Here is a 10,464-nt window from a genome sequence, read left to right on the forward strand (position 1 = left end):
GGACCAGGGGGCGTCGCCCGGGCGTCGGGGCCGAGGGGCGAGAATGACCCCATGTCGTACGACGCGGTGGTGCTGGTGTCCTTCGGCGGGCCCGAGCGGCCCGAAGACGTGATGCCGTTCCTGCAGAACGTGACCCGGGGCCGGGGTGTGCCTCCCGAGCGGCTGGCCGAGGTCGCCGAGCACTACCAGCACTTCGGTGGGGTGTCCCCGATCAACCAGCAGTGCCGGGACCTCCTGGCCGCCGTCCGCGCCGACTTCGCCGCGCACGGTGTCGACCTGCCCATCTACTGGGGCAACCGCAACTGGGACCCGATGCTCGCCGACACCGTGACCCAGATGCGCGACGACGGGGTCACCCGGGCGTTGGCCTTCGTCACCAGCGCGTACGGCGGCTACTCCTCCTGCCGGCAGTACCAGGAGGACATCGCCGCCGCTCGTGCCGCCGTCGGCCCGGACGCCCCGGTGATCGAGAAGCTGCGTCAGTTCTGGGACCACCCCGGCTTCGTCGAGCCGCACGTCGACGCGGTCCGGGCGGCGTTGAGCCAGCTCGACCCGGCAAAGCGGGACACCACCCGGTTGGTCTTCACCGCCCACTCCATCCCCAACTCGATGGCGGCCAACGCCGGCCCGCACGGCGGCCGGTACGAGGCGCAGCTGCACGAGACCGCCCGGCTCGTCGCCGCTGCCGCCGCACCTGACCTGGGGTACGACCTGGTCTGGCAGAGCCGCTCCGGCCCGCCGCAGGTGCCGTGGCTGGAACCGGACATCAACGACCACCTGGCCGCCCTCGCGCAGGGCGGCACCACCGGTGTGGTGGTCAGCCCGATCGGGTTCGTCTCCGATCACCTGGAGGTCGTGTGGGACCTGGACACCGAAGCGCTGGAGACGGCGAAGCAGCTCGGCCTGGACTTCGTCCGGGCCGGTACGCCGGGCACCGACCCGCGTTTCGTGACCATGGTGCGGGAGCTGGTCACCGAGCGGACCGACCCGGACGGCGCGCAGCTGCGCCGCCGCCTGGGCGAGCTGCCCATGTGGGACACCTGCCCCACCGTCTGTTGCGTGCCGACCCGTCGCCCCTGACCTCTGAGGATCATCATGCATGACCGTAAGCCCGTGCAGAGTTGGCTGACCGACATGGACGGCGTGCTGGTGCACGAGGGCCAGCCGGTGCCCGGCGCGCCGGAGTTCATCAACCGGATGCGCGCCTCCGGCAAGCCGTTCCTGGTGCTGACCAACAACTCGATCTACACCCCGCGGGACCTGACGGCCCGGCTCAGCCGGATGGGGCTGGACGTGCCGGAGGAGTCGATCTGGTCCTCCGCCCTGGCCACCGGCCAGTTCCTCGCCGACCAGCGCCCGGGTGGCACCGCGTACGTCATCGGTGAGGCCGGGCTGACCACGGCGTTGCACGCCGTGGGCTACGTGCTGACCGACTTCGCCCCCGACTACGTGGTGCTCGGCGAGACCCGCACCTACAGCTTCGAGGCGATCACCAAGGCCGTCCGCCTGATCAACGACGGCGCCCGGTTCATCTGCACCAACCCCGACGTGACCGGCCCGTCCGTGGAGGGCGCGCTGCCCGCCGCCGGCTCGGTCGCCGCCATGATCTCCAAGGCGACCGGGGTCGAGCCGTACTTCGTCGGCAAGCCCAACCCGATGATGATGCGCTCGGCGCTCAACACCATCAACGCCCACTCGGAGAGCACCGCGATGATCGGTGACCGGATGGACACCGACATCCTGTGCGGCCTGGAGGCTGGGCTGGAGACCATCCTGGTGCTCACCGGGATCAGCAGCCGCACCGAGGCCGAGCGCTACCCGTACCGCCCGTCGCGGATCATCAACTCCGTCGCGGACCTGCTAGACGAGATCTGACCCACCCCACCCCGTCCTGTCCCGCGATCTTGCACTTTCTGTCGTTACATAAAGGGCATTCCCCCTCATGTCGACAACCGAAACTGCAAGATCGGCGAGGGCTGGGGTTGTGGGGCTCCGGTCAGGGGCGCAGGGGGGCGTTGCAGGCGGCCACCAGCGCCTGCCGGCAGGCCGCGGTGAGCGGACGCAACGCGGCGTCGCGTTGCTGCGCCTCGTAGTTGTTGATCGCGCCCCCGGGGGCGGCGTGCCCGGCCAACGCCAGCACCCGGTCGAGCACCGCGGCCCGGGCGAAGAGCCGACGGGCCCGCGGGTCGAAGCCCGGTGGGAGGTCGGTGGTGCCGTCCGGGCGGCGGAGCGCGGCCAGCGCACCGGCCAACTCGGGCCGCCACTGGGCGACGTCGAGCCGGGTCAGCACGGCTGTCGTCTCGGCCAGCGCGGCGGCCAGCTCGGCCTCCGCCTCGGCGGCACCGGGCAACGAGAGTGAGGCGGCGGGGGCATTGGCCGGCAGCGGGTAGACCCGCCAGAGCACCGTCTCGAAGCAGTCTCCCGAGCCGGAGGTGTGCAGCCGCACCTGGGGAATCAACCCGAGCCCGCCGGCGACCACCGCCTCACCCGTGACCAGCGCCGCACCGGCGAAGTCGCCGGGGCCGGGCAGACCCCTCGGGTCACCCGGCGCGGGCAGCACCAGGCGGATCTCGTCCGGGGAGAGCTTGGCCAGGGTGGGCAGCGCGGCGCCCAGCGGGACGTCGGTCCAGGTGCCCGGGGCGTCCGCAACGAGGTGTTCCTCGTCGCCGGCGATGGCGTCGGCGACCTCGTCGAAGGGCACCAACCCGGCGCGCCACGCGCGCACCCAGGCAACGAACCGGCTGGACCGGCGCGGCGCGAGTGTGACCGCGCCCGTTGCGGGGGTGGACATGCCGAAAGGGTACGTGGTCACGACCGGCCCTGTCTCGGCTGCCGCTCCGGTCGCCCGGCCTGCCCCCAACTGCCCTGTTCGCCCCGATCCCCGCCCCCGCGCACCCCTGCCTCCACCCCCCGGGTCGCGTCGATCATGCAGTCGTGGTGGGTGATCGGCACCGGTTGACGCCGTTTCGTGGAGCACCACCACTCCCTGATCGACAGGGGTGGGTGGCGGCTGCGGCGGTTGGGGGGCGGGGCGGTGTGTCGGGGGTGGGGTGAGAGGGGGCTGGGTCTAGCGTGATCGACATGGCGGGGCGATACGGCGAGGACGTGTTGGCGGGCGACTGGCGACGGCGCAAGGTCACCCCCGAGGTGGACGCCGAGGCGGATCTCGTGGTCGAGGATGCCGACTCCGGGTTCTGTGGAGCGGTCGTGGGCTTCGAGGCCGGCGCGGTCGTGTTGGAGGACCGGCACGGTAAACGGCGCAACTTCCCGCTGCTGCCGGCGGCGTTCCTGCTCGACGGCCGCCCGGTGACGCTGCGCCGCCCCAGCCGGGCGACGGTGCCGACGGCCCGCCGCCGGACCGCGTCCGGCTCCGTCGCGGTGGACAACGTGCGGGCCCAGGTGGCGAAGGCCAGCCGGATCTGGGTGGAGGGCATCCACGACGCCGCGCTGGTCGAGCGGATCTGGGGCGACGACCTGCGGATCGAGGGCGTGGTGGTCGAGCCGTTGGACGGCATCGACGCCCTCGACGCCGAGGTACGCGACTTCGGCCCCGGCCCGACCCGACGACTCGGCGTGCTCGTCGACCACCTGGTGCCGGGCAGCAAGGAGAGCCGGATCGTCGCCCGGGTGAACTCCCCGCACGTGCTGGTGACCGGGCACCCCTACGTGGACGTGTGGCAGGCGGTCAAGCCGGCCGCGCTGGGCATCGCGGCCTGGCCGGTGGTGCCGCCGGGGCGGCCGTGGAAGGAGGGGGTCTGCGCGGCCCTCGGGGTGGCCGAGCCGGCCGACATGTGGCGGCACATCCTGTCCCGGGTGAACAGCTTCGCCGACGTGGAGACCCCGCTGATCAACGCCATGGAACGGCTCATCGACTTCGTCACCGAGCCGGCCTGACCGCCGGCCGCCGCCGGTTCGCCCGCCAGCCGGCGGCGTGACCGCCCGCCCGCCGGCGGCGGCGGGTCAGGGAACCTCGTCCGGGCTGCGCGTGAAGACGAACGTGGCGATGTCGACCGCCACCGCCCGTCCGCTGTCGTCGCGCAGCACCGACAGGATCTCGCCGTTCTCCGGGCCGGAACGTCCCCGCCAGCGGTCCGTCCCCTCGGCGGTGAACCGGCTCACCCGCTCACCGCGTACGTGCGCCACCAGGTCACCCGCGTCCCAGCTCAGGTCCAGCGACGTGCCCATCCACCACCAGCGACCGGTCAGCTCGGCCGACCCCGCGTCGGGTGCGGCGGCGGCCGGCCGCCACGGCTGCGGGCTCGCCGGCTCGGCGTCCAGCACCATGGTCAGCAGCTGACGGCCGAGCCCGGTGATCGGGAAGCCGTACGAGTTGGCGAAGCCGACCACGGCGGTGCGGCTCGGTCGGTGGACCACGAGGGCGGCCACGTACCCGGGCATCGAGCCGCCGTGCCCGACGTACACCCGCTCGCCGTCGCGGTAGAGCTCCAGCCCCAGGCCGTGCCCGCCGGTCCAGGAGTCGAGATCGCTGATCACCACGGGGGCGCACATCTCGGTCAGCGTCTCGGCGGCCAGCACCGCCGGGTCGGGGTCGGCCAGGAACGCGGCCCACCGGCCGAGGTCCTCGATCGTCGACCAGAGCTGCCCGGCGGGGGCCATGGCGCCGGTGTCGGTACGGGGTTCCTCGCGCAGCGTGCCGTGCCAGGGGTGGACGACGTAGCCGCGGGCGTACGGCTCGGTGGCCGCGTAGGTGGTGCGGCGCAGGCCCAGCGGGGCGAGGACCCGTTCGTCGAGCAGGTCGGCCCAGGGTTTCCCGGTGAGCCGTTCGAGCAGCCCGCCGAGCAGCCCGTACGCCAGGTTGGAGTAGTGGTACGCGCGGTGCGGCGGGTAGGCGATCTTGTCCGTGTCGACCCCGGCGAGCAGGGTGGTGAGATCGACGCCCGCCGCCCGCTCCCACCAGTCACCCTCGGGTTCGCGCTGGATGCCGCTGGCGTGGCCGAGTAGGTGGCGCACCGTGAGCGCGCCCACACCGGTGCCCGGCAGGTGCTGCTCCAGCCGGTCGTCCAGAGCGAGTCGGCCGGCGTCGCGCAACTGCATGATCAGGGTGGCGGTCATCGTCTTGCTGATCGAGCCCACCCGGTACTGGAGATCGACGTCCGGGCGGGGGTGTTCGCCGGCGGCGGCCACATGCGCCAGCGTGCCGTCGCGGACCACGCCCAGCACCAGCGACGGGGTGTGACCGTCGGCCTGCGCCTGGGCGACCCGGGTGTCGATCTGTCGGGCGGTCTCGGGTAACAGGGTCAACGGGATCTCCTCGGGTCGGGCCGCCGATTCGTGGTGTTTTGCGGGCCGGAAAAGGGTCCCGCCGAGCCTACTGATCTTCGCGGGGAGGCCGCGCGTGCATTTGCGTGTCACGATCGTGGGGTGGACGCCGTGGTGTGGATCGTTTTGGGTGTGCTGCTGGCCGTCGCCGAGATTTTCACGACGACGCTATTTCTGATCATGTTCGGGGCCGGTGCGTTCGCCGCTGCCGGTGCGGCCGCCCTGGGCGCGCCGGTCGCCGTGCAGGCGCTGGTCTTCGCTGTGGTGTCGGCCTTGAGCCTGGTGGTGGTCCGACCGGTCATCCGGCGGCACAGCCGCTCGGCGCTGGAGAGTGGCGAGCAGCCGTTCGGCGTGGAGGCGATCGAGGGCTCCACGGCGCTGGTGCTGGAACGGGTGGACGCCGAGCAGGGTCTCGTCAAGATTGACGGTGAGTTGTGGAGCGCCCGGTCGTACGACACGACACAGGTCTACGACCCCGGTCAACGGGTTCGGGTGATAAAGGTCCGGGGCGCTACCGCCCTGGTGTGGCAGGACGATGTTTCTTCCGCCGGCGAGCTGCCGGAATCGAGAGGGTGAACGGGATGACGTTTATCGGGGTGGTGGTGATCGCGGTGGCGTTGATCGCCGTGATAACGCTGGCCAAGGCGGTGCGGATCGTGCCGCAGCAGCGCCAGGACGTGGTGGAACGGCTCGGCAAGTACAAGCGCACCCTCAGCCCCGGCCTCAACCTGCTGGTGCCGTTCATCGACGCGGTCCGTACCAAGGTCGACATGCGGGAGCAGGTGGTCAGCTTCCCGCCGCAGCCGGTGATCACCTCGGACAACCTGGTGGTCTCGATCGACACGGTCCTCTACTTCAAGGTGGTCGACTCGGTCCGGGCGACCTACGAGATCTCCAGCTTCCTTCAGGCCATCGAGCAGTTGACCGTCACCACGCTGCGGAACGTGATCGGTTCGCTCGATCTGGAGCGGGCGCTCACCAGCCGCGACGAGATCAACAGGCACCTCTCGGGTGTGCTGGACGAGACCACCGGCCGCTGGGGCATCAAGGTGACCCGGGTCGAGATCAAGGCGATCGAGCCGCCGGCCAGCATCCGCGACTCGATGGAGAAGCAGATGCGCGCCGAGCGGGACCGCCGTGCGGCGATCCTGACCGCCGAGGGGCACAAGCAGTCGCAGATCCTCACCGCCGAGGGTGAGAAGCAGTCGGCGGTGCTGCGGGCCGACGGTGACCGGCAGGCCCGCATCCTGCAGGCCGAGGGTCAGGCGAAGGCGATCCGTACCGTCTTCGACGCGATCCACCAGGCCAACCCGAGCCAGAAGGTGCTGGCCTACCAGTACCTCCAGGCGCTTCCGCAGATCGCCCAGGGCAGCGCCAACAAGGTCTGGATCGTCCCGGCCGAGTTGACCAAGGCCCTGGAGGGGATGGGTGGCGCGCTCGGTGGGCTGAGCCAGATGGTGGGGGACATGCCCGCGCCGGAGGCCGCGGACCACGCGAGCCAGGTCGAGCGGGAGGCCGCGGAGGCGGCGCAGGCAGCGGCGGACGCCGCCCAACAGATCCACGACGAGGTACGCGTCGCCGAGGCGCAGGCCACCGGCGGCAAGGGGCGGCAGGGGCTGCCCGCACCGGAGCCGGTGTCGCCGACCAGCCTCGTCGAGGATCCGGCCGACCAGCGCGAGCGCGGCTGATCCGGTACGCCGGCCGCCCGGTCAACTAAATACGAGAAAGACTCATGGGGCGCTCCGACGCCTGCCACGATCGGTCCTAGGACGGGTGGTGACCAGGCAATCGGGGCGCCCCGGCGCGTCGGTGCACCGCTCGACGACGAGCGAGGTGACGCATGAAGGATCCGGCGAAGCGGATGTGGTCCTCGGCCCCGGTGCCCGGCGCGCACGACCCGGTCGCCCCGCTGGGCTCCCGGCGCAGCGGTGGCGGGTTCGGCGTACTGCCCTTCGTCGGCGAGCCCACCCCGGGCGCCCCCGCCACGAACGCCAGTTGGGCCTGGTCGGTGCGCCGGTTCGCACGGGCGGCGGTCTGGCTGCTGCCCGCGTACGCCATCCTCTACGGCGCGGTGGCGATGGCCAGCGACGGAGGGGTGGGCAACGACCCCTATCCGGCCGACGGCCGGGCGGTGTACCTGATCGGCTGGGTGGCCGCGGTCTGGCTCGGCCTGCTCGCGCTGCTGGCCCTCACCGGGCTGTTGGCCGCGACCCGCAGCCGCCGGGTGGCCGCCGCCGGGCTGCTGGTCAGCATCGCCGGCACCGTGCTGATGCTGCCGTTCGCCGGGTTCGAGGAGCAGACGCCGGTCTTCGGCACCACCGCGCGGTCGCTGGTTCTGCTCGGCGCCATGTTCTACAGCGCGGGCTGGTTCCTGACCGGGTGGGCGGTGGCCCGCTCGGGCACCTTCAGCCTCGGCGACGGCGTCATGTTGATCATCGCCGCGCCGCTGCTCGGCCTCGGCGGCGCCCTGATCGGCTCGCTGCAGACCTTCGGCGCGATCTTCGTGCTGATCGCCGGCATCGGCATCGGCTACCGCTCCGGCCGCCTGATGCCCCGCGAAACCGCCAGAGACGCCGCCACCGCCAGCCTGAGCACCCCAAACCCCTAACCCCCCGCCCCCCGCCCGCCCCCGCCCCCGCGCCGGTTGATCATGAAGTTATTGCGCTCGCCCTCGGCGTGTCCCGGCAATAACTTCATGATCACCGAGATGGGGCCGGGGGTCCGGAGACATGGGGTTGGCTGGTGGGAGGCCGTGAAGTTGCTGACAATCCGGGTGTGGGGGTGGTCGGTTGGCGGCTTTCGTGGCAATCCTGGGGAGCATGGCCGCCCCTCGCTCGCCGCTGTCGCGGCTGTTCACCGTGCTGCTCGCCGGCGTGTTGGCCGGGCTCGTCCTGGCAGTCGCCGCGCTGCCGGGCAACCTGCTGCTCGGGCTCACCGCCCGCTCCGCGCTCGGGTCGTACGCCGCGTTGCCGGCTTCGCTGAAGACCCCGGCCACGCCGCAGCGTTCGTACCTCTACGCCAACGACGGCAAGACGCTGATCACCACGTTCTACGACGTGAACCGCACCGACGTACCCCTGTCGGAGATCGCCCCGGTCATGCGGCAGGCGATCGTGGCGGCCGAGGACCGGCGCTTCTACGACCACGGTGGCGCGGACCTGCGCGGCCTGGCTCGGGCGCTGGTGGCCAACGTCAAGGGTGGCGGCACCGAGCAGGGCGGCTCCACGCTGACCATGCAGTACGTCCGTAACGTGCTCAAGACCGACCCCAGCCGCACCGCGGAGGAGCGCGCCGCCGCCACCGATCCCACGGTGGGCCGCAAGATCCAGGAGATCCGGTACGCGAGCGCGCTGGACAAGAACCTCGGCAAGGACGAGATCCTCGACCGGTACCTGAACATCGCCTACTTCGGCTCCGGCGCGTACGGGATCGCGGCGGCCAGCCAGCGGTACTTCGGCAAGCCTCCGGCGCAGTTGACCCTCGCCGAGTCGGCCCTGTTGGCCGGTCTGGTCCAGTCCCCGGACGCGTACAGCCCGATCAGCGGCGACAAGGACGAGGCGTTGACCCGCCGGTCGTACGTGCTGGACTCGATGGTCGCCACGAACGCGATCACCGCGGCGCAGGCCGCCCAGGCCAAGGCCGAGCCGCTGGCCCTGCACCCCACCGCCCAGCCCAACGGCTGCACCGCCGTCTCCCAGGGCCACGACGACTGGGGCTACTTCTGCGACTACCTGCGCCAGTGGTGGCTGACCCAGCCGGCCTTCGGGGCGACCGTCGCGGAGCGCGAGCAGGCACTGCGTGCGGGCGGCTACACCGTGGTCACCTCGCTGGACCCGAAGATCCAGGCCACCGCGCAACAGCAGGCCACAAAGGTCTACGGGTACGACAACAAGCGCGCCCTGCCGATCGCGGCGGTCCAGCCCGGCACCGGGCGGGTGTTGGCGATGGCGGTCAACCGGCACTACAGCCTCGGCGACAACCCGGCCGGGCAGGCGAACTACCCGAACACCGTCAACCCGTTGATCTCCGGCGGGGCCAGTGTCGACGGATACCAGGCGGGTTCCACGTTCAAGATGTTCACCATGCTCGCCGCGCTGGAGTCGGGCCGTACCCTCTCCACCGGTTTCGACGCGCCCGCCAAGCTGCCCACCCGGTATCCCGCCGAGGGGTCGGGTAGCTGCGACGGCCACTGGTGCCCGGCGAACGCCAACCCGGACTGGATGGACGGGTACCGGATGATGTGGGACGGCTTCGGCCGCTCGGTGAACACCTACTTCGTCTGGCTGGCCGAGCAGGTCGGCCAGGACAAGGTGGTCCAGATGGCGCAGCGGCTCGGCATCACGTTCCGCGCCGACTCGGACGCGGCCTTCGCCAAGAACAACGCCGCGAACTGGGGCTCGTTCACTCTCGGAGTGGCGGCCACCACCCCGCTGGACCTGGCCAACGCGTACGCGACGGTGGCCGCCGAGGGCACCTACTGCACGCCGGTGCCGGTGGTCTCGGTGACCGGCGCGGACGGCACGAAGGTGCCGGTGGGGCAGCCGTCCTGCAAGCGGGTGCTCGACGCGGACGTGGCCCGTGCCGCGACCGACGCGGCGCGCTGCCCGGTGGGTCAGCAGTCGGCGTTCGGGCAGTGCAACGGCGGCACCGCCACCGGTGTGAACGACATCCTCGACGGTCGACCGGTGGCCGGCAAGACGGGTAGCTCGGAGCAGAACTCCACCGAGACGTTCGTCGGCTTCACCCCGCAGGTCGCGGTGGCCGGTATCGCCGCCAACCCGGACGACCCGGCCGACTCGGTGGGGTCAGCGGTGCAGACCAAGGTGATCGACGCGGTCGCCCGGGTCATCGCCACCGCCGTGAAGGGCCAACCGGAGAAGGCGTTCGTCGCACCGAGCCACGAGCTGGCCGGCGACCCGCACCGCCCGGTCGAGCGCCCCAAGGCCCCGGACCGTCGAGAAGACCCCAGCACCGACGACCCCCGCTCCGCCCTCCAGCGCTGGCTGGACCGCCGAGGCTAACCACCCACCCGCCCCGGCCCGGCCCCCGCTCTACCCCCGCGATCTTGCACTTTCGGTTGCCGGAATAGCCCTTTCACCCGCTTTTGTCGGTGCAGAAAGTGCAAGATCGCGGGGCGCGGGGCGCGGGGCGCGGGGCGCGGGGCGCGGGGCGCGGGGCGCGGGG

9 protein-coding genes are annotated in these 10,464 nt (G+C 71.8%); 7 read left to right on the forward strand and 2 right to left on the reverse strand.

What is annotated here, in order from left to right; all coding sequences use genetic code 11:
* The first annotated feature begins 51 nt into the window (after positions 1-51).
* Complete coding sequence (locus AB0877_RS30515) at positions 52-1,080, forward strand: ferrochelatase (protein ID WP_366613134.1); 1,029 nt, start codon at positions 52-54, stop codon at positions 1,078-1,080.
* Between the two features lie 15 nt (positions 1,081-1,095).
* On the forward strand, positions 1,096-1,875 hold the full coding sequence (locus tag AB0877_RS30520; protein ID WP_091403868.1) for an HAD-IIA family hydrolase: 780 nt from the start codon (positions 1,096-1,098) through the stop codon (positions 1,873-1,875).
* A gap of 121 nt (positions 1,876-1,996) precedes the next feature.
* Here AB0877_RS30520 and AB0877_RS30525 read toward each other — a convergent pair whose 3' ends face one another.
* Positions 1,997-2,791 carry a hypothetical protein gene (locus tag AB0877_RS30525; protein ID WP_366613137.1) on the reverse strand — a complete coding sequence of 265 codons (795 nt, stop codon included), beginning with the start codon at positions 2,789-2,791 and terminating at the stop codon, positions 1,997-1,999.
* Between the two features lie 290 nt (positions 2,792-3,081).
* Here AB0877_RS30525 and AB0877_RS30530 point away from each other — a divergent pair, with 290 nt between their 5' ends.
* Entirely contained in the window at positions 3,082-3,894 is an 813-nt protein-coding gene (locus AB0877_RS30530; RefSeq protein WP_366613139.1) for a DUF3097 domain-containing protein, read from the forward strand.
* A gap of 66 nt (positions 3,895-3,960) precedes the next feature.
* Here AB0877_RS30530 and AB0877_RS30535 read toward each other — a convergent pair whose 3' ends face one another.
* Positions 3,961-5,262, reverse strand: coding sequence for a serine hydrolase domain-containing protein (locus AB0877_RS30535; RefSeq protein ID WP_366613141.1), 1,302 nt, complete (start codon positions 5,260-5,262; stop codon positions 3,961-3,963).
* Between the two features lie 120 nt (positions 5,263-5,382).
* On the opposite strand from AB0877_RS30535, the gene AB0877_RS30540 reads away from it, so the two are divergent.
* The 4 genes from AB0877_RS30540 to AB0877_RS30555 all read left to right on the forward strand — a co-directional run bounded on the left by AB0877_RS30540 (position 5,383) and on the right by AB0877_RS30555 (position 10,301).
* Positions 5,383-5,856, forward strand: a complete 474-nt coding sequence (locus tag AB0877_RS30540) for an NfeD family protein (protein ID WP_091403880.1) — start codon at positions 5,383-5,385, stop codon at positions 5,854-5,856.
* 5 nt (positions 5,857-5,861) lie between these two features.
* Positions 5,862-6,968: an SPFH domain-containing protein gene (locus AB0877_RS30545; protein WP_366613143.1), complete on the forward strand. Its 1,107-nt coding sequence runs from the start codon at positions 5,862-5,864 to the stop codon at positions 6,966-6,968.
* Between the two features lie 152 nt (positions 6,969-7,120).
* On the forward strand, positions 7,121-7,888 hold the full coding sequence (locus AB0877_RS30550; protein WP_366613145.1) for a hypothetical protein: 768 nt from the start codon (positions 7,121-7,123) through the stop codon (positions 7,886-7,888).
* Positions 7,889-8,099: 211 nt separating this feature from the next.
* Complete coding sequence (locus AB0877_RS30555) at positions 8,100-10,301, forward strand: transglycosylase domain-containing protein (protein ID WP_366613147.1); 2,202 nt, start codon at positions 8,100-8,102, stop codon at positions 10,299-10,301.
* Positions 10,302-10,464 lie beyond the last annotated feature (163 nt).

It is taken from the genome of Micromonospora sp. NPDC047644 (assembly GCF_040704315.1).
Taxonomy (GTDB): domain Bacteria; phylum Actinomycetota; class Actinomycetes; order Mycobacteriales; family Micromonosporaceae; genus Micromonospora.